This window comes from Sinomonas sp. B1-1 (genome assembly GCF_050474465.1).
Lineage (GTDB): Bacteria > Actinomycetota > Actinomycetes > Actinomycetales > Micrococcaceae > Sinomonas > Sinomonas flava.
In genome coordinates, this window is record NZ_JBCHVF010000002.1 from 53,139 (window position 1) to 70,936 (window position 17,798).

17 protein-coding genes are annotated in these 17,798 nt (G+C 71.2%); 4 read left to right on the forward strand and 13 right to left on the reverse strand.

The genetic code is table 11. From position 1 onward, the window contains the following. Window positions 1–6: 6 nt before the first annotated feature. Together ACQ5BE_RS04920 and hflX are read right to left on the reverse strand one after the other, a co-directional pair. Window positions 7–2,064 carry an ATP-dependent DNA helicase gene (locus ACQ5BE_RS04920; RefSeq protein ID WP_430295819.1) on the reverse strand — a complete coding sequence of 686 codons (2,058 nt, stop codon included), beginning with the start codon at window positions 2,062–2,064 and terminating at the stop codon, window positions 7–9. Continuing rightward, on the reverse strand, window positions 2,057–3,691 hold the full coding sequence (hflX, locus tag ACQ5BE_RS04925; protein WP_430295821.1) for a GTPase HflX: 1,635 nt from the start codon (window positions 3,689–3,691) through the stop codon (window positions 2,057–2,059). Before hflX ends, ACQ5BE_RS04920 begins: the two co-directional genes overlap by 8 nt. A gap of 302 nt (window positions 3,692–3,993) precedes the next feature. On the opposite strand from hflX, the gene ACQ5BE_RS04930 reads away from it, so the two are divergent. The 3 genes from ACQ5BE_RS04930 to ACQ5BE_RS04940 are packed head-to-tail and all read left to right on the forward strand — an operon-like array spanning window position 3,994 to window position 5,541. Further along, complete coding sequence (locus tag ACQ5BE_RS04930; RefSeq protein WP_430295822.1) at window positions 3,994–4,605, forward strand: class I SAM-dependent methyltransferase; 612 nt, start codon at window positions 3,994–3,996, stop codon at window positions 4,603–4,605. Window positions 4,606–4,665: 60 nt separating this feature from the next. Beyond that, the gene (locus ACQ5BE_RS04935) at window positions 4,666–5,007 is read left to right on the forward strand and encodes a VOC family protein (protein WP_208712232.1); all 342 of its coding nucleotides are present in this window, start codon (window positions 4,666–4,668) and stop codon (window positions 5,005–5,007) included. 15 nt (window positions 5,008–5,022) lie between these two features. Next, window positions 5,023–5,541, forward strand: coding sequence for a DUF488 family protein (locus tag ACQ5BE_RS04940; protein ID WP_430295823.1), 519 nt, complete (start codon window positions 5,023–5,025; stop codon window positions 5,539–5,541). A gap of 7 nt (window positions 5,542–5,548) precedes the next feature. On the opposite strand, the gene dapF is transcribed toward ACQ5BE_RS04940, so the two are convergent. The 7 genes from dapF to ACQ5BE_RS04975 form a co-directional block, all read right to left on the reverse strand. Then, window positions 5,549–6,502 (reverse strand): diaminopimelate epimerase, encoded by a 954-nt coding sequence (gene dapF, locus ACQ5BE_RS04945; protein WP_430295825.1) that lies wholly within the window; start codon window positions 6,500–6,502, stop codon window positions 5,549–5,551. Further along, complete coding sequence (gene miaA / locus ACQ5BE_RS04950; protein WP_430295827.1) at window positions 6,499–7,491, reverse strand: tRNA (adenosine(37)-N6)-dimethylallyltransferase MiaA; 993 nt, start codon at window positions 7,489–7,491, stop codon at window positions 6,499–6,501. The genes dapF and miaA overlap by 4 nt, the downstream gene beginning before the upstream one ends. Before the next feature lie 3 nt (window positions 7,492–7,494). Next, entirely contained in the window at window positions 7,495–9,030 is a 1,536-nt protein-coding gene (miaB, locus tag ACQ5BE_RS04955; RefSeq protein ID WP_430295828.1) for a tRNA (N6-isopentenyl adenosine(37)-C2)-methylthiotransferase MiaB, read from the reverse strand. Between the two features lie 39 nt (window positions 9,031–9,069). Beyond that, on the reverse strand, window positions 9,070–10,326 hold the full coding sequence (locus ACQ5BE_RS04960; protein WP_430295830.1) for a hypothetical protein: 1,257 nt from the start codon (window positions 10,324–10,326) through the stop codon (window positions 9,070–9,072). A 144-nt stretch (window positions 10,327–10,470) separates the two neighbouring features. Then, window positions 10,471–10,947 carry a regulatory protein RecX gene (locus ACQ5BE_RS04965; RefSeq protein WP_430295832.1) on the reverse strand — a complete coding sequence of 159 codons (477 nt, stop codon included), beginning with the start codon at window positions 10,945–10,947 and terminating at the stop codon, window positions 10,471–10,473. Between the two features lie 49 nt (window positions 10,948–10,996). Continuing rightward, window positions 10,997–12,043 carry a recombinase RecA gene (gene recA, locus ACQ5BE_RS04970; RefSeq protein WP_344301055.1) on the reverse strand — a complete coding sequence of 349 codons (1,047 nt, stop codon included), beginning with the start codon at window positions 12,041–12,043 and terminating at the stop codon, window positions 10,997–10,999. A 237-nt stretch (window positions 12,044–12,280) separates the two neighbouring features. Next, the gene (locus tag ACQ5BE_RS04975) at window positions 12,281–12,502 is read right to left on the reverse strand and encodes a DUF3046 domain-containing protein (protein ID WP_344301057.1); all 222 of its coding nucleotides are present in this window, start codon (window positions 12,500–12,502) and stop codon (window positions 12,281–12,283) included. A 57-nt stretch (window positions 12,503–12,559) separates the two neighbouring features. On the opposite strand from ACQ5BE_RS04975, the gene ACQ5BE_RS04980 reads away from it, so the two are divergent. Beyond that, a complete protein-coding gene (locus ACQ5BE_RS04980; protein WP_344301058.1) occupies window positions 12,560–13,018 on the forward strand; it encodes a MarR family winged helix-turn-helix transcriptional regulator in 459 nt (152 codons plus the stop codon). Between the two features lie 78 nt (window positions 13,019–13,096). On the opposite strand, the gene ACQ5BE_RS04985 is transcribed toward ACQ5BE_RS04980, so the two are convergent. The 4 genes from ACQ5BE_RS04985 to ACQ5BE_RS05000 all read right to left on the reverse strand — a co-directional run bounded on the left by ACQ5BE_RS04985 (window position 13,097) and on the right by ACQ5BE_RS05000 (window position 17,709). After that, complete coding sequence (locus ACQ5BE_RS04985) at window positions 13,097–13,522, reverse strand: helix-turn-helix domain-containing protein (protein WP_208712223.1); 426 nt, start codon at window positions 13,520–13,522, stop codon at window positions 13,097–13,099. Between the two features lie 183 nt (window positions 13,523–13,705). Then, window positions 13,706–14,179, reverse strand: coding sequence for a CinA family protein (locus ACQ5BE_RS04990; RefSeq protein WP_430295834.1), 474 nt, complete (start codon window positions 14,177–14,179; stop codon window positions 13,706–13,708). Between the two features lie 17 nt (window positions 14,180–14,196). Then, window positions 14,197–14,793, reverse strand: coding sequence for a CDP-diacylglycerol--glycerol-3-phosphate 3-phosphatidyltransferase (gene pgsA, locus ACQ5BE_RS04995; RefSeq protein WP_430295836.1), 597 nt, complete (start codon window positions 14,791–14,793; stop codon window positions 14,197–14,199). Window positions 14,794–14,802: 9 nt separating this feature from the next. Next, window positions 14,803–17,709 carry a DNA translocase FtsK gene (locus ACQ5BE_RS05000; protein WP_430295838.1) on the reverse strand — a complete coding sequence of 969 codons (2,907 nt, stop codon included), beginning with the start codon at window positions 17,707–17,709 and terminating at the stop codon, window positions 14,803–14,805. Window positions 17,710–17,798: the final 89 nt, after the last annotated feature.

The window sequence follows — 17,798 nt, forward strand, 5'->3', positions numbered from 1 at the left end:
GCCCGTTCAGCCGGCGGCGGCGAGACGCCTGAGCGCGTCGGTCACGACGTTCCGGTCGGCGGTCCCCCACAGCGGCGGGAGCGCTCCGCGCAGGAACGCCCCGTAGCGCTCGGTCGCAAGCCTCGAGTCGAGGACGGCCACGACGCCGCGGTCCTCGGTCGAGCGGATCAGCCGCCCTGCGCCCTGCGCGAGGCGCACGGCCGCATGTGTCGCCGAGACGGCCATGAAGCCATTCCCGCCGGCCTGGGCGACGGCGCGGGAGCGCGCCGTCGTGAGCGGATCGTCCGGCCGCGGGAACGGTATCCGGTCGATGACGACCAGACGGCACGAAGGGCCTGGGACATCCACGCCCTGCCACAGCGACATCGTCCCGAACAGGCAGGTGTCGGGTTCTGCGGCGAACTGCTTCACGAGGGCACTCATCGATGACTCACCCTGGCAGAGGATCTCGACGTCGAGCCGGAGGCGCAGCTCGTCTGCGGCCTCCTCGGCGGCCCGCCGGGAGGAGAACAGGCACAGCGCCCCGCCCGAGGAGGCCCGCAGGAGTGCCTCGAGGTCGTCGACCGCCTCCGGGGAGAGTCCGCGTCCCGGTCGCGGGAGGTGCTTGGCGACATAGAGCATGCCCTGCCTGGGGTAGTCGAAGGGTGATCCGACGTCGACTCCCGTCCACGAGGGCGCCCCTGCGCCCAGCAGCCCCAGTCCGCCCGCGGTCGGTTCGAACGCCGACCCGATCGCGAGGGTCGCGCTCGTCAGGACGACCGTGTGCCCGTCGAAGAGCCCCTCGCGGAGCCGGCCGCCCACGCCGAGCGGTGCGATGTGCAGCATGGCGGGGGCGTCGTCGTCGGCCGCTGCGTAGCCCGTCACGGGGTCCGGCGCGCCCGTGCGGGTCACCCACATGACCTCCCGGTTGGCCTCCGCCTCGAGGAGCCGCTCGCAGACCTCGAGGACGGCGAGGAGGCGCGACCGGGCGATCTGGCGCCCGCCGTCCGCCGACTGCCCGTCCCCGGGCTTCGAGTCCGACAGCGCCACACGGCACGCGTCCCGCACGAGGGCGACATCCTGGGCCTGCTCCTCGTTCAGCCCGCGCGCGAGCAGGCCCGTCGGCGCAGAGGTGAGCGAGAGCTCGAGGGCGGTCGCGGCGGCCTGCAGGGAATCGACAGTGATCCCGCAGTGGCGGCGCGCGCTCGATGCCGCGGCCTGGATCATCTGGGCCGAGAGCTGGCCGCTCACCGCGCCCGTGACGCGGTCGGCGAGCTCGTGCGCCTCGTCGACCACCACGACGTCGTACTCCGGGAGCACGTTGAGGCCCTCGAACGCGTTGATCGCGAGGAGCGCATGGTTCGTCACGACGATGTCGGCCTCGGCGCCACGCTGCCGCGCGAGCTCGCTGAAGCACTCGGCCGCGAAGGGGCACTTCTGCGCCCCGAGGCACTCGAGCGCCGTGACGGAGACCTGCCGCCACGCCCGGTCGGTGACCCCGGGCACGAGGTCGTCGCGGTCCCCCGTCTCCGTCTCCTCGGCCCACTGGCGCAGGCGCGCCACCTCCCGTCCGAGCTGGGTCGTCGGGCCGGCTCCGGGATGCCCGACGGCGGCGTCCTCGCCCAGGCTGAACAGCTGCCCCTCCGCGGCCTCGTCGGTCGGGAACCCACCCTCGAGCTTGTGCCGGCACAGGTAGTTGGACCGGCCCTTGACGAGCGCGACGTCGACAGGCCGGTCGAGCTTGGGCGTGATGGCCGCAAGCAGGCGCGGGATGTCGCGCCCCACGATCTGCGCCTGGAGCGCGAGCGTCGCCGTCGCGACGACCGCGGGCCGGTCGCTGTGCTGGGCGTGCGCGATCAGCGGAACCAGGTAGGCCAGAGACTTCCCCGTCCCGGTCCCCGCCTGCACGAGCAGGTGCTTCTGCTCCTCGATGGCAGTGGCAACCTGTCGGGCCATCTCGTGCTGCCCGTCGCGCTGCTGGCCGCCCATCGACGCGACGGCCGCGTCGAGGAGGGAGAGCGCCGTCTCCGCGGCCCCGGCGCTGCCCCGTCTCGCGCTGCCGTGCGCTACGGCCGACTCAGTCATGGACCACGAAGGGCGCGAGCTCCGCCGCGAGCTCCTCGCGGACCACGACCTCGGCCCGGGTGCCCTCCTCCACGTGCTCGAGGGAGCGGATCTCCGAGCTCGAGGTGTGCAGGCGGTTGAGGAGGTCACCGCGGCTGTACGGGACGAGGATGGTCAGCGTCACGCTCGGACGCGGGATGGCGTCGCTGATCGCCTCCTTGAGCTCGGCGATGCCCGCGCCGGTCCGGGCGGACACGACGACGTGGCGCGGCTCGCGCTGCCGGAGCCGTTCGAGGACGAACGGGTCAGCGGCGTCCGCCTTGTTCAGGACGATGATCTCGGGGACCTTGCGCGCGTCGACCTCCGCGAGGACCTGGCGGACCGCTGCGATCTGGCCCTCGGGGTCGGGGTGCGAGGCATCGACGACGTGGAGGATGAGGTCGGCGTCTGCCACCTCCTCGAGCGTGGACCGGAACGCCTCGACCAGCTGGGTCGGCAGCGACCGCACGAACCCGACGGTGTCCGCGAGCGTGTAGGGAAGCCCGTCCGGCGTCTCGGCCCGGCGCACGGTCGGGTCAAGGGTGGCGAAGAGGGCGTTCTCCACCAGCACCCCGGCGTCGGTGAGCCTGTTGAGCAGGGACGACTTGCCCGCGTTGGTGTAGCCCGCGATCGCCACCGAGGGAATCTCGTTGCGCTTGCGGTTCGCGCGTTTCGTCTCGCGGGCCGGCTTCATCCCGGCGATCTCCCGCCGCAGCTTGGCCATGCGGGTGCGGATGCGGCGCCGGTCCAGCTCGATCTTGGTCTCGCCGGGGCCACGCGAGCCGATGCCGCCGCCGGCGGCACCGACACGGCCACCGGCCTGCCGGGACATCGACTCGCCCCAGCCGCGCAGGCGCGGGAGGAGGTACTCGAGCTGGGCGAGCTCGACCTGGGCCTTGCCCTCGCGGCTCTTCGCGTGCTGGGCGAAGATGTCCAGGATCAGGGCGGTGCGGTCGATGACCTTGACCTTGACGATGTCCTCGAGTCCGCGCCGCTGTGAAGGCGAGAGCTCCGAGTCGACCACCACGGTGTCCGCCCCGGTCGCGGCGACGATGTCGCGCAGCTCGAGCGCCTTGCCCGAGCCGAGGAACGTCCCGGCGTCGGGCTTCATCCGGCGCTGCACGACGCCGTCGAGCACCTCCGACCCGGCTGTCTCCGCGAGCGCGCCGAGCTCGCGCAGGGAGTTCTCCGCGTCCTCGAGCGTCCCCTCGGTCCAGAGTCCCGCGAGCACGACACGCTCGAGGCGCAGCTGCCGGTACTCAACCTCGGTGACGTCCTCGAGTTCGGTCGACAGGCCGGCAACGCGGCGGAGCGCGCGGCGCTCCTCGAGGTCCTGCTGCTCGCCGTCGTAGTCGCCGTGCTCGGACTGGAGGTCCGAGAGCGCCAGCGCCTTGCGGTCGCCGAGCCCCCGGCGGGTCCGCGTCTCACCCTCGCCTGCGCCCTCGGCACGGCCGTCAGCGCTCCCGTCCCGTCGGGCACCCTTCGCTGCGGCTGCCTCCTCCTTCGCGAGGATCCGGTCGATGACGGCCTGGATGTCGGCTGGGCTCAGGTCCTGCGGGGCCGCGCCGGCGCCGCGGTCAGAGGGCTGATTCGGCTGATTGTCGGTCATGGTCTCCTTCGAAGATGCAATTCCAGAATAGTGCTGGCTCCGGTCGCCGGCAGTGTCAGAGGGAGGGGTCTGTGGAAAAGACCCCGCGGGGTGCTCGGGTGTCACGAGGATTCTCCTGGGAATGTCTGTTCGGTCCGGCCGGAAGGGCACATCGGCTCGGCTCGCTGCGTCCGCGGGCGCGCCTGAGCGTGTCATCTGACACTGGCTGCGCGCGGCGGAGGCATCACTTGAACAGGAACATGCCCTCCAGTATACCGGACGCGCACGCGCCTCCTCGCGCCCGGGCACTAGGCTGGAGGGCTATGGAGCCTGCCCACTACTTCAATGCCGAGCCCGACGTCCCCGATGCGCGCAAGCCGCTCGACGTCGTGCTCGACGGGCGCCCGGTGAAGCTCACGACCTCGTCCGGGATCTTCAGCCCCGACGGCATCGACAAGGGCACGGCGGTACTCCTGGGCGAGGCCCCCGACCCGGCCGGGCAGGGCCACCTGCTTGACATCGGGTGCGGATGGGGGCCGATCGCCCTCACGATGGCGCTGCGTTCGCCGGAGGCCACGGTCCACGCCGTCGACGTGAACACCCGCAGCGTCGCGCTCACGCGGGACAACGCGAGCGCTCTGGGCCTGTCCAATGTGGTGGCTGGGCTGCCCGGCGAGGTGGACCCCGAGCTCCGCTTCGCCACGATCTGGTCCAACCCGCCGATCCGGATCGGCAAGCAGGCCCTCCACGAGCTCCTTCTGACCTGGCTCCCCCGCCTCGCGGTCGGCGGCGACGCCTGGCTCGTCGTCCAGAAGAACCTCGGCGCCGACTCCCTCCAGCGCTGGCTCGCGGAGGAGCTCGGCGACGCGTTCGAGGTCGCAAGGGAGGCGACCTCGAAGGGCTTCAGGCTGCTGCGGGTCACGCGCATGCGCTGACCGCCTCGTCGTCGTAGGGTTGTGACGCAGTGCACCGCAACCCGGGAGGAAGGCGCGGCCATGGCCAAGGAGCTCAACAACATCGCGATCCCCGTGACAGACCTCGACGCGGCGAAGAAGCTTTACACCGCGCTGCTCGGCGCGGAGCCGTTCGCGGATTCCCCGTACTACGTCGGCTATATGGCGGAGGGCGTGCAGATCGGGCTCGACCCCAACGGCCACGCGCACGGCCACGCCGGCCCGATCGCGTTCTGGAAGACTTCGGACATCGCGGCCGAGGTGGCCACCCTCACGGCCGCCGGCGCCGAGGTGCTCGACAGCCCGAAGGACGTGGGCGGCGGCGCCCTCGTCGCGGTGCTCAAGGACGGCGACGGGAACCTCATCGGCCTCGTCCAGGGCTGAACCCGCCGGGTACCGGTGAGGGTCTTCACGGTCGGCCATTCGACGCGCGAGTTCGACGAGCTGCTCTCCCTGCTGCGCCCCCACGGGATCACGCACCTGGTCGACGTGCGCTCGTTCCCGGCGTCGCGCAAGCATCCGCAGTGGAATCAGGACGCGATCGTCGAGGCCCTCCCGCCCGGTCTCGAGTACCGGTGGATCCGTGCGCTCGGCGGGCGGCGGCACACCCCCGCCGGCGTCCCGAGCCCGAACGGCGGGTGGCGTGTGAAGGGCTTCCGCGACTACGCCGACTACATGGCGACGCCGCAGTTCGCCGCCGGGCTCGCGGAGCTGGCGGAACTGGCGCAGGAGGCCGTCCCGGCCATCATGTGCAGCGAGGCGGTGCCCTGGCGGTGCCACCGGAGGCTCATCACGGACGCCCTGATCGTCGCCGGGATCGAGGTCACGCACCTCATCTCCGCCACCTCGGCGGCACAGGCGGAGCTCACGCCCTTCGCCAGGGTGGCCGACGGCGGGATCACCTACCCTCCGGCGTGACGGGTGCCTACCCGAGGGTGCCGTGGGCGACGACCACAGCGGGTCCCGCAAGCTCGACGTGCTCGCGGCCCTCGGGACCGGGCACGAAGGCAACCTCGACCCTGCCGCCGGGGACATTCACGTGCCATCGGTCCGGCGCCCCCGCGCCGGCCCAGTGGCGGATTGCGACGGCTGCGGCACACGCGCCCGTCCCGCAGGACTGCGTCTCCCCCACGCCCCGCTCGTGGACGCGCATCGTGATGGTGCCGGCGCCGTCGGCCACGAGCGGCTCCGCAGGGACAACGAACTCGACGTTGGTTCCGTGCGGAGGCGTGGGCTCGACCGCCGGCGCCGTGTGGAGGCCGAGCCCGACGAGCTCAGCAGCCTCGGCGAGCGCGACGACGGTGTGCGGGTTGCCCATGCTCACGCTCAGTGCGGGGCGCGCGACGTCGAGCCCGACCGCCTCGACCGTCGAGTCCGCGGCCTCCGTCTGGGCCTGGGCGGGGAAGATGAACTCCCACGGCCCCATGTCCACGGCGAAGCCCTGGCCGCGCCGCTCCACCCGCTTCACTCCGGCCCGCGTCCCGATGGGAAGCACTTCCCCGGGTGCGAGGTGCACGAGCCCCTGGTCGAGGAGGAAGGCGACGAAGACGCGGACTCCGTTGCCGCACATCTCGGACAGGGACCCGTCCGCATTGCGGTAGTCCATGAACCACTCGGCGGCCGGATCCTCGGCGAGGACAGCGCGGCCTTCGGGCAGTGCGCTCGAGCGGATGGCGCGGATGAGCCCGTCGGCGCCGATGCCGAGGTGGCGGTTGCACAGGGCCGCGGCCTCGGCCTCCCCCAGCACGCGTCCGCCGTCGGGGTCCGCCACGAGCACGAAGTCGTTGCCGGTCCCGTGGCCCTTGGCGAACGGCAGCCCGGCGAGGCGTTCGAGGGCAGCGATGGCGTCGGCGGCAGCCGTGGCGGCGGGTGGAGTCATGGTCCCAGCCTACCGGCCGGCCCTCCCCGCAGCGGCGCCTGCACCGGGGTGGCCGGCTGGTCGGGGCCTTCGCCCTGCGCGGCGGCGTGGTCGGCCTCGCGCACGACGGCGAGCGCCTCCTCCGCGAGGTGCGGCGAGAGGGCGTCGAGCCAGTGCACGCGGGGGTCTGCGCGGAACCAGGTCAGCTGGCGGCGGGCGAACTGCCGCGTCGCGACGATCGTCTCCTCTGCGGCCTGTTCGCGGGTCGACGCCCCGTCGAGGACGCGCAGGAACTGCCCGTAGCCCAGCGCCCGCGACGCCGTCCTACCCTCGCGCAGCCCAGCCTCGGCGAGCCTGGCCACCTCGGCGGGGAGGCCGGCGTCGACCATGCGGCGGACCCGCGCCGCGAGACGTTCGTGGAGGACGGCGCGGTCCAGGTCGAGCCCGATCTGGACGGCCGGTGCCGCGTACTGCCGCTCGGGCATGAAGGAGCTGAACGGCCGGCCGGTGAGTTCGTGGACCTCGAGCGCGCGGACGATCCGCCGCAGGTCCCCGAGACGGCCTGCGGACACGGGGTCGACCGACTCCAGGCGGGCCCGGAGCGCCGCGATGCCGTCCCGCTCGGCCTCGGCCTCGAGGCGCGCACGCACTGCGGGGTCGGTACCGGGAAACTCGAGGACGTCGAGCGCCGCCCGCACGTACAGGCCCGAGCCCCCGGCAAGGATGGCTCGCCTGCCGCGGGCCTGGATGTCCGCGATCGCTGCGCGCGCCCAGGTCTGGAATGTCGAGACCGAGGCCTCCTCGGTGACGTCGAGGACGTCGAGCAGGTGGTGCGGGACGCCCCGGCGTTCCTGAGGCGTGGCCTTGGCAGTGCCGATGTCCATTCCGCGGTAGAACTGCAGCGCGTCGGCGTTGACCACCTCGCCGTCGAGGGCGAGCGCGAGCTCGACGGCGAGGTCGGTCTTGCCCGAGCCGGTCGGCCCCACGACGGCGACGATGGGCAGCGCCACGGGTTAGGCGGTGCGGACCGGAAGCGAGGGCATGCCCAGGCTCACAGAGCCCGCGCCTGGACGGGCCGCCGCGGGGCCCGGGGCGCCGCACGAGTCCGCCTGCGCGCGATCCCAGGCGTCACCGGCCCGGGAGCGGCGGAGCGCGTAGTCGGAGGCCGTTGCCGTGTCGGCGATCAGGTGGAAGGGTGCGGCCTCGGTCACGGTGACGGTCACGAGGTCCCCGGGCCGGGGCGGCTCGGCGCCGGCGGGGACCGAGAAGTGGACGAGCCGGTTGTCCCGGGCCCGGCCGGACAGCCGGTGCGTCTCGCCCGCTTTGCGGCCGGCCTGCGCGGTCGCCATGACCTCGATGGTCCGGCCGACCTGCTGCGCGTTCTCCTCGGCGGCGATGCGGTCCTGGAGGGCGATGAGCCGCTCGTACCGCTCCTGGACCACCGCCTTGGGCAGCTGGGCCGGCAGCGACGCCGCAGGCGTGCCCGGCCTCTGCGAGTACTGGAAGGTGAAGGCGTTCGAGAAGCGGGACCGCTCGACCACGTCGAGGGTCGCCTGGAAGTCCTCCTCGGTCTCGCCGGGGAAGCCTACGATGATGTCCGTAGTGATGGCGGCGTGCGGGATGCGGACCCGGACCTTGTCGAGGATGCCGAGGAACTTCGCGCTTCGGTAGGAGCGCCGCATCTCGCGCAGGATCCGGTCCGAACCGGACTGGAGCGGCATGTGCAGCTGGGGCATGACGTTGGGCGTCTCGGCCATGGCCTCGATGACGTCGTCAGTGAACGCCGCGGGATGCGGGCTCGTGAAGCGCACCCTCTCGAGGCCCTCGATCTCCCCGCACGCCCGCAGGAGCTTGCCGAACGCGAGCCGGTCGCCGAACTCCACGCCGTAGGAGTTGACGTTCTGGCCGAGCAGGGTGACCTCGATGGCGCCGTCGTCCACGAGCGCCTGCACCTCGGCGAGGATCTCCCCAGGGCGGCGGTCGCGCTCCTTGCCCCTCAGACTCGGGACGATGCAGAACGTGCACGTGTTGTTGCAGCCGACCGAGATCGACACCCAGCCGCTGTAGACGGAGTCGCGCTTGGTGGGCAGGGTCGAGGGGAAGACCTCGAGCGACTCGAGGATCTCGAGCTGCGCTTCCTCGTTGTGGCGCGCACGCTCGAGGAGGGCAGGAAGGGCCCCCACGTTGTGGGTCCCGAACACGGCGTCCACCCAGGGCGCCTTCGCGAGGATCGTGTCCCGGTCCTTCTGCGCGAGGCAGCCGCCGACCGCGATCTGCATGCCGGGATGCTTCTCCTTGACCGGGCGGAGCTGGCCCAGATGCCCGTAGAGCCGGTTGTCGGCGTTCTCGCGCACCGCGCAGGTGTTGAACACGACGACGTCCGGCTCGCTTCCGTCCGTGGCCTTGACGTAGCCGGCGGTCTCGAGCAGGCCTGACATGCGCTCCGAATCGTGCACGTTCATCTGGCAGCCGAACGTGCGCACCTCATAGGTGCGGGGAGCGGCGGTGGCAGGGGACGAGGCGGTCGCGGCGGGCAGGGTGGAACTCACCCATCAAGGGTACCGGGATCCGGCGTGTGCTCGCCCTCGTCAGTACCAGCCCACGGCGTTCGAATGATCCCATGCGCGGCAGGGAGTCCCGTACCGGTCAGCGATGTAGCCGACGCCCCAGGACACCTGGGTGCGGTAGTTCGTGAGCCAGTCGCTGCCCGCCGAGGCATACTTCGATGCCGGCAGCGCCTGGGCGATCCCGTACGCCCCACTGGACGGGTTCGTCGCATCCGTGAGCCAGTTCGACTCGCGCGTCCACAGCTGGACGAGGCATCCGAATTCCGTCTGGTCCCATCCGCGGCTGCCCATGAGGGACGAGGCGAAGGCCTGCGCCCCGGCTGGGTCGTTCACGACGCCCGCGCCTGAGCTGACGGGGTTGGTGGCGAGCAGCGCGGCGCCTGAAAGCGCTCCCTGCGCCTGCGCCGCGAGGCTCTTCGCCTTCTGCGCCGCCTCATAGGCTGCCCGCGCCTCGAGCCCCTCGCGGTACTTCCGCTCGACATCTGCCGATGTGCCCTTGAGGTCGGCGAGCTGGGCGAGCAGCGTGGTCTCCTTGTCCTGGGCCTCGGCCACCGCCCGCTGCGCGGCCCGCTGGGCGGACTGGGCGGCCTGGAGGTCGCGTTCGGCCTTCGCTGCGAGCTGCGCGAGTTCGTCTCGTGCGGCCTGGGCGGCCTGATGGGCTGCCGAGGCAGCATTCGCGGCCACGCGGTAGTCGGCCAAGGACTGCGCGGCCTGCTCGTTCAGGATCTGGAGCGCCTGGAGCTCATCGATCGAATCGGGGCGACTGAGCAGGCTGAACGTCTCGAAGGGACCGATGCCGGGCCCACCCATGTAGGCGGCAGCTGCGAGCTGCCCGGCTGCGTCCTGGGCGGCGTCGCGGTCGGTCGCCTGGCGGTCGGCCTCGGATTCGAGCCGCTCGACCACTCGCTCCTGGGAGCGCACGTCCTGCTGGGCCCTGGCGGCCGCGGCCCCTGCTGTGACGGCCGCGGCAGACGCGTCAGCCGCGGTGGCCTTGACCTGGGCCAGCAGCGCCGAGATGCGATCGGCCTGGATCCGTGCGGCCTCCGCATTCGCCTTGGCGGCCTCCACGTCTGCCCACGTGGGGAAGCCCGACGGCGGGGCGTCATCCGCGGCGACCGCCATGGAGCCGGAGAGCGCGAGGGCAAGGACAGCGGTGACGAGCGCGGCCACCACGCGGACGGCCGCCACGCGGAGGACCATGGCCCCGAGGGCCACGCAGACCATTGCCCCGCCGGACGGGTCCCCGCCGGGTGATCGTGGGGCTCGGATTCGTGCCATCCTGCCGGGAGTATCGGGGATGGACCGCATCCCCGTCTACCACCAGCGCCGGACCCTGGGATCCACGCCGTCAGCGCCGCCCAACCCGGGAGACGGTGTTCTTCCCGTGCCGCCTGGTCCGTCCCGTGTGGCCTGGCGGCCGCGTCACTGGGGCGGTGCGCTGCCGTCGGCGTCGAGGACCTCTGCGGCAATCCGGAACGCGGCGCCCGGTGCGTGCCCCTTGCGGGCGAGCATCCCGACGAGGCGCCGCAGTTCCCGGTCACGCGCCGCAGGGTCGGAACGGTCCACGGCGCGCACGCGGCGTTCAAGCAGGCGCCTCGCGGCCGCCTCCTCGTCTTCGTCGCTGACGGCGGCGAGCGCATCCTCGGCGATGTCCCCCCGGATCCCCTTCTCACCGAGCTCCCGCCGCAGCGCCGCACGGCCCAGCGATTTGGACTCCCCGCGGCTGCGAACCCACGTGCGGGCGAACTCCGCATCGTTGATGAGCCCCACGTCCTCGAAGCGTGCGAGCACTGCATCAGCAGTCTCTTCGGGGACATTGCGCTCGCGCAGCTTCCGCTCGAGCTGGAGCCGCGTCCGTGGACCGAAGGTGAGCTGCCGCAGGAGGATGGCGCGCGCCACCGACTCCGGGTCCGCCTCCGGATCCTCCTCCGGAGGCGGACTCGGGCGGCTACTCGCCGTCAACGGCCTTCAGGCGCGGCTGCTCTTCTGTGGCGGCCTTCACGCCCACGCCCAGCTTCTCCTTGATCAGGCGCTCGAGCTCCTCGGCGAGCTCAGGGTTGTCGCGGAGGAAGCGGCGGGAGTTCTCCATGCCCTGGCCGAGCTGGTCGCCGTCGTAGGTGAACCACGAGCCAGACTTCTTGATGATGCCGTGTTCCACGCCCATGTCGATGATGCCGCCCTCGCGGGAGATGCCCTGGCCGTAGATGATGTCGAACTCGGCCTGCTTGAAGGGCGGTGCCATCTTGTTCTTGACGATCTTCGCCTTGGTCCGGTTTCCGACCGAATCGGCACCCTCTTTGAGGGTCTGGATACGGCGGACATCGATGCGCACCGAGGCGTAGAACTTGAGCGCCTTGCCACCTGTGGTGGTCTCGGGCGAGCCGAAGAACACGCCGATCTTCTCGCGGAGCTGGTTGATGAAGATCGCCGTCGTCTTCGTCTGGTTGAGCCGGCCTGTGACCTTGCGGAGGGCCTGGCTCATGAGCCGGGCCTGGAGGCCCACGTGGCTGTCGCCCATCTCGCCCTCGATCTCCGCGCGGGGGACGAGCGCGGCCACCGAGTCGATGACGATGATGTCGAGGGAGCCGGAGCCCACGAGCATGTCCATGATCTCGAGTGCCTGCTCACCGGTGTCCGGCTGCGACACCAGGAGCGCGTCGGTGTCGACACCTAGCTTGGCCGCGTACTCCGGGTCCAGGGCGTGCTCGGCGTCAATGAACGCCGCGATCCCGCCATTGCGCTGCGCATTCGCGACGGCGTGCAGGGCCACGGTCGTCTTACCCGAGGATTCCGGGCCGTAGATCTCCACGACACGGCCCCGCGGCAGGCCGCCGATGCCGAGAGCCACATCGAGGGCGATCGAACCGGTGGGGATGACCTCGATCGGTGCACGGGTGTCGTCACCCAAGCGCATGATCGATCCCTTGCCGAACTGCTTGTCGATCTGGGCGAGAGCCGCTTCGAGCGCCTTCTCGCGGTCTGGCGTTGCCGCCATGGTGCACCTCCGGTCGATTGGTACGGGCTCTGGCGTCCCCTGGTGACGAGGTGCGCCGTTAGATCCAGTCGCTACGCTACCGAGGCCCACCGACACTTCACGCAGCGCGCGGGCGTATGTGGACAACTCAGGCAGAAAGGCTGAATTCTCTCCTGTGGAGGAGAATACCCCTCCCCCGAACACATCTTCGAACGTTCCGCGGCGTGTCGCAGACGAGCTGGCCCCCGGTGCGCACGCCTACTCCCGGATCGGCCTGTCCCGGCCGAGCCGTCGCTCGTGGGGCACGTCCTGGAGGTCGCACACCGCTGACCACACGTCCCGCGGGTCAACGCCCGCCCGGAGCGCCTCTTCCGCCGTGCGGCCGCCCACCGCAGCCAGGACCGCGGACGACGCCAGATGGTAGGCGTAGCCACTGCCGAACTCGTCCTCCATGAGGCGCCAGAAATCGCTGTTCCGCACTGATCCATTCTCCTGTAGGGGCGCCGGACAGTTCGCCCTCGCGCCTATGATGGGCCCATGCCCCCCTCGCACAGCGACTTCGATGCCGCCCTGCTCGACGTCGAGCAGCAGATCGCCCTCCTGTGGCGCCGCGGACGCGCAGCGTCACAGGCGCTCTCGAGGACGCTCCACCCGGACCTCGACTCAGCCGCATACGGCCTCCTGTCCATTCTGGACCGCGAAGGGCCTCTCCGCGTCACCGACCTCGCCGCAACCGTAGGGGTGGGCAAGCCCACCGTGAGCCGGCAGATTGCGCTCCTCACGGACCTCGGGCTCGTCCGCAAGGAGGCCGACCCCCACGACGGCCGCGCCCACAATGTCACGCTCACGGACTCGGGGACCGAACATGTCGCGTCCCTGCGCGTCCACCGGCACGAGTTCTTCCGCGACCGGCTCGCCGACTGGACCCCCGACGACGTCCACGCCCTCGCGTCCTACCTCGGACGGCTCAACGAAGCCATGTCACCCCGCCAGTGACGCCTCCGGGAGCGAGGCCGCAGCGGCACACGAAAGGGGGCCGGGCATGAAGCCCGACCCCCTCAGGTCGAAGATGCCTCAGCTGACCTTGCTCAGCTCGGCATCGAAGTCGGCGTTGATGTCCCGGCCGTAGCGCTGGGCGAACTCCTGCGGGACGGTGTCCGGGATGGTGATGCCCTCGGCCACGGCCACCCGGTCGCTCACTTCACGCAGCATGACGGACAGCGGCACATCGAGCGCGCCGCAGATCGAGGAGAGCAGCTCCGAGGAGGCCTCCTTCTGTCCGCGCTCCACTTCGCTCAGATATCCGAGCGACACCCGGGCGTTGTGCGAAACCTCGCGGAGCGTGCGGCCCTGGCGCTGGCGGACGTCACGGAGGACGTCTCCGATCTCATGACGCAGAACAACCATCTTGCGCTCCTTCTGATCTGGCTTCGCGATTCCGGCCAAGCCCACATCGCGCCAGCGGACCACGCCATTGACGGACACGGGCTGCTTAACCATCTGTATCGACTCGCTCCTCAACTGGGGTTCCCCGGCTCCCCGGGGCTCCGGTCTGACTCATCTTAGTTGTGCCGCCGTTGGATGACGACACTATCCACAACTCGCTGTACAGGTGGTTTGTTCCCACCCAGTAACGACCCTACGCGGATTCACAGGCCGCTCCCAGCTTCGGGCTCTGCCGCCTCAGGGCGTGTCGGCAACCACAGCGCTGCGGAGGGCAGCCAGCGCGGCCTGCGTCGCGGCGGATCGGATGTCAGCGCGGCCTCCGCGGAAGAGATGCTCCCGGACGCTGGTCGAATGCGGCCCGGCGACGGCCACGAAGACCGTTCCCACCGGCTTCCCGTCGTGCGGCTCGGGACCGGCCGCGCCGGTGGTGGCGACGGCGTAGTCGGCGCCGCACGCCGCTCGGGCTCCCTGGGCCATCTGGCGGGCGACCTCGGCGTCCACGGAGCCGGCCTCTGCGAGCAGTTCCGGGGAGACCCCGAGCAGTGCGGCCTTGACCTCGCTGGCATAGCTCACCACGCCGCCCCGCAGCATTCCCGACGCCCCCGGCACCTCGGCCAGCGCCGCGGCGACCAGGCCTGCGGTAAGGGACTCTGCGGTGGCGGCCGTCGCCCCGCGGTCGAGGAATGCTGCCACGACCTCCTGCGGCGCCACAGCCGTCTCCGCCGCGTTCACGCCCCTGCCCCGAGCGCCGCCGCGCGGAGGCGGATGGCCTTGACCACGTAGTCGACGCCGGTCACGACCGTCACGGCGAGCGCGAGCAGCATCACCACGAACGCGATGGCGGTGAGCACAGGATTGCCGGGCGTGAGCGGGAACAGGTAGAGCAGGAGCGCCACCGTCTGCAGGATGGTCTTGAGCTTTCCGCCGCGTGAGGCAGGCATGACCCCGTAGCGGATGACCACGAACCGCAGGGCAGTGATCCCCCATTCGCGCCCGAGGACGACGGCGGTGATCCACCAGGGCAGCTCGCCGAGCGCTGACAGCAGGACGAACGCCGCGCCGGTCAGCAGCTTGTCGGCGATCGGGTCCGCGATCTTGCCGAAGTCGGTGATCAGGTTGCGCTTGCGCGCGATCGCGCCGTCGAGCTGGTCGGTGTAGATCGCGACGGCGAAGACGGCGAACGCGAGCCAGCGCAGGACTCCGTACGCGGAATCGTCGGCCAGGAGGAACCACACGAAGAACGGCACGAGGACGATGCGGACCATCGTGAGGATGTTCGGGAGGTTCCACAGCTGCGAAGGCGCAGCCGCCGGCGGGGTTGTCACGGACTCAGCCTAGCGTCCGGTGAGCTGCCACGCGTCCTCGCCGCCGCCGTCGTCCTCGCCGTCGTGGTAGTCCACGGCCTGCGGGCGGCCGTCGAGGTCCCGGGCCACAAGGTCCTCGGCGTACGGCGAGTCGTTCTCGTACTCGCCCGTGCGGTGGTTGGCGCTGGCGTTGTCGGCCAGCGCGGCATCGGTCGGGTTCGAGGCGGACGACGGCGCGTCGTCGCCGCGGAGCGCGGCGAGCACGGCGGGCAGGTCGTCGGGCTTGACGAGGACGTCGCGCGCCTTGGAACCCTCTGAGGGGCCCACCACGCCGCGGGATTCGAGGAGGTCCATGAGGCGTCCCGCCTTGGCGAAGCCGACGCGCAGCTTGCGCTGGAGCATCGACGTCGAACCGAACTGGGTGGTGACGACGAGTTCCGTGGCCTGGATGAGGACCTCGAGGTCGTCGCCGATCTCCTCGTCGATCTGCTTCTTCTCGGGCTCGGCGGCGACGTCGTCGCGGTAGGTGACCTGCAGCTGTCCCTTGACGTGTTCGACCACCTTGTGGATCTCCGATTCGGAGACCCAGGCGCCCTGGACGCGCATGGGCTTCGAGGCACCCATCGGGAGGAAGAGCGCGTCGCCCTGTCCGATGAGCTTCTCTGCGCCCGGCTGGTCGAGGACGACCCTGGAGTCGGTGACGGACGATGTCGCGAACGCCATGCGCGAGGGCACGTTCGCCTTGATCAGGCCCGTGACGACGTCGACGGAAGGACGCTGGGTCGCGAGCACGAGGTGGATGCCTGCGGCGCGGGCGAGCTGGGTGATGCGCACGATGGAGTCCTCGACGTCGCGCGGGGCGACCATCATGAGGTCGGCGAGCTCGTCCACGATGATGAGCAGGTAGGGGTAGGGCCTGACCTTGCGCTCAGACCCGGGCGGCGGAATGACCTTGCCGGCGCGCACCGCCTTGTTGAAGTCGTCGATGTGCTTGAAGCCATAGTTGGCAAGGTCGTCGTAGCGCGCGTCCATCTCGCGGACCACCCATTGGAGGGCCTCGGCGGCCTTCTTCGGATTCGTGATGATCGGTGTGATGAGGTGCGGCACGCCCTCGTACGCGGTCAGTTCGACGCGCTTGGGGTCCACCATGACCATGCGGACCTCGTCCGGGGTGGCCCGCATGAGGATCGAGGTGATCATCGAGTTCACGAACGAGGACTTGCCCGCTCCGGTCGCGCCTGCGACGAGCAGGTGCGGCATCTTGGCGAGGTTCGCCACGACGAAGCCTCCCTCGACGTCCTTGCCCACCCCCATCACCATCGGGTGGTCGGTGCGGCGCGCGTTCTGGCTGCGCAGCACGTCGCCGAGCGAGACCGTCTCGCGGTCGGTGTTGGGGATCTCGATGCCGATCGCGCTCTTCCCCGGGATGGGGCTGAGGATGCGCACGTCGGAGCTCGCCACCGCGTAGGCGATGTTCTTGCTCAGGGCGGTGACCTTCTCGACCTTCGTCCCCGGCGCGAGCTCGATCTCGTACCGGGTGACCGTGGGGCCACGGGAGAAGCCGGTGACCTCGGCGTCGACGTTGAACTGCGTCAGGGTGTCCGTCAGCGCGGCCACGACGGCGTCGTTCGCCTCGGTGCGCTCCTTCGGGGCGCTCCCCTGGACAAGGAAGTCCGAGGTCGGCAGCGTGTAGGCCACGTCGCCGGAGAGCTGGAGCTGCTCGGTGCGCTGCGGGATCGGGGTGGGCGGCGGCGTGGGCGCCACCGGGGTCGACGGGACCTTGGGCGCTGCGCCCGGGTTCGGCGTCGGGAGCCCGACTGTGGGAATTGCCTCGGTCGCTCCCTCGGGCCCCTTCTCCGGCTGCCCCGGCCGGCCCTGCGCGGCCCGGATCTTCTCGATTGCGGCCTCCGCCTGGGACCGACCCGCGGCGGGGGCAGGCATCGCAGCCGCGGCGTCGCGGTCCTCCTCGTCCACGACGGCGCGCTCGTACGGCTCGTCGCCCGCGAATCCGTCAAGCGCCTCGGTGGGCTGCTCCTCATCCCTCCCGAATAGCCTGCGCTTCTTCTTGGGGCGCCCGGCCTTCGACGCCGCCTCGGCCCGGCGGTCGGAGTCGTAGAGGTAGCTGCGGTCGTGCCCGTCGCCCTGCTCGTCGCGCGGAAGGTCGACCCCCATGAGGTGTTCCCAGCCCTCGCGGATGCGGCGCGGAATCGCCGCGAAGGGGGTGGCGGTGACGATCAGCACCGAGACGAACGCCAGCACCGAGTACACGACGACGGGCACCGCCGGGTGGACGACGGCGAGCAGCGAGGACGCGAGGAATCCCAGCATCCCGCCGGCCCTGCGGAGCCCTTCGAACCCGGCAGAGGCCGACGGCAGTCCTCCGAGGACATGCGCGAGTCCCGTGGCCGAGAAGGCCATGACGAGGAAGCCGATCCCCACGCGGTTGTTGCCGCGGTGGTCCGCCGGCTTCCGGAACAGGCGGAAGGCGCACACCCCGAGCATGAGCGGCAGCAGGAGGGAGACCCAGCCGAACGTGCCGTTCACCACCGCGTAGACGGCGTCCGGGAACCACCCCTGCCAGCCCCACCACGCGAAGGTCGCGATGAAGACGGCCAGCACCAGGTTGAACAGTGCGGCTCCGTCGCGGCGGTCCTCGGGCTCGAGGTCGCTCACGTCCGTGCCGATGCGGCGCACGCCGCCGCCCACCGCGTGTGCGAGGGCGAGCCAGGCGCCCCCGATCACGCGGGAGAGCCACGGCTGGCCGGCGTCGGTGCTCGTGACCCGGCCGCGCGCAGTCGTGCCTCCCTTGGCCGTGCCGCGTCCCCTGCCCGAGGCAGCACGGGAGGACCCGGAGCCGCCCGCACGGGACGAACCCGTCTTGGACGCGCTGGCTCTAGAGGTGCTGGCTTTAGGCGTGGAGGAGGTGCGAGTCGCCATACTCGCCACCGTACCGCGAAAGGCCGCCGATTCCGCGGATCACCACGGAATCGGCGGCCCTTCCGGCCTCAGGCGCCCTGGGGCGCCGT

Excerpts from the sequence above, each read along its gene's own strand:
- ACQ5BE_RS04920 (WP_430295819.1), bottom strand. The coding sequence starts at position 2,064 with ATGACTGAGTCGGCCGTAGCGCACGGCAGCGCGAGACGGGGCAGCGCC.
- hflX (WP_430295821.1), bottom strand. The coding sequence starts at position 3,691 with ATGACCGACAATCAGCCGAATCAGCCCTCTGACCGCGGCGCCGGCGCG.
- ACQ5BE_RS04930 (WP_430295822.1), top strand. The coding sequence starts at position 3,994 with ATGGAGCCTGCCCACTACTTCAATGCCGAGCCCGACGTCCCCGATGCG.
- ACQ5BE_RS04935 (WP_208712232.1), top strand. The coding sequence starts at position 4,666 with ATGGCCAAGGAGCTCAACAACATCGCGATCCCCGTGACAGACCTCGAC.
- dapF (WP_430295825.1), bottom strand. The coding sequence starts at position 6,502 with ATGACTCCACCCGCCGCCACGGCTGCCGCCGACGCCATCGCTGCCCTC.
- ACQ5BE_RS04960 (WP_430295830.1), bottom strand. The coding sequence starts at position 10,326 with ATGGCACGAATCCGAGCCCCACGATCACCCGGCGGGGACCCGTCCGGC.
- recA (WP_344301055.1), bottom strand. The coding sequence starts at position 12,043 with ATGGCGGCAACGCCAGACCGCGAGAAGGCGCTCGAAGCGGCTCTCGCC.
- ACQ5BE_RS04980 (WP_344301058.1), top strand. The coding sequence starts at position 12,560 with ATGCCCCCCTCGCACAGCGACTTCGATGCCGCCCTGCTCGACGTCGAG.
- ACQ5BE_RS04985 (WP_208712223.1), bottom strand. The coding sequence starts at position 13,522 with ATGGTTAAGCAGCCCGTGTCCGTCAATGGCGTGGTCCGCTGGCGCGAT.
- ACQ5BE_RS05000 (WP_430295838.1), bottom strand. The coding sequence starts at position 17,709 with ATGGCGACTCGCACCTCCTCCACGCCTAAAGCCAGCACCTCTAGAGCC.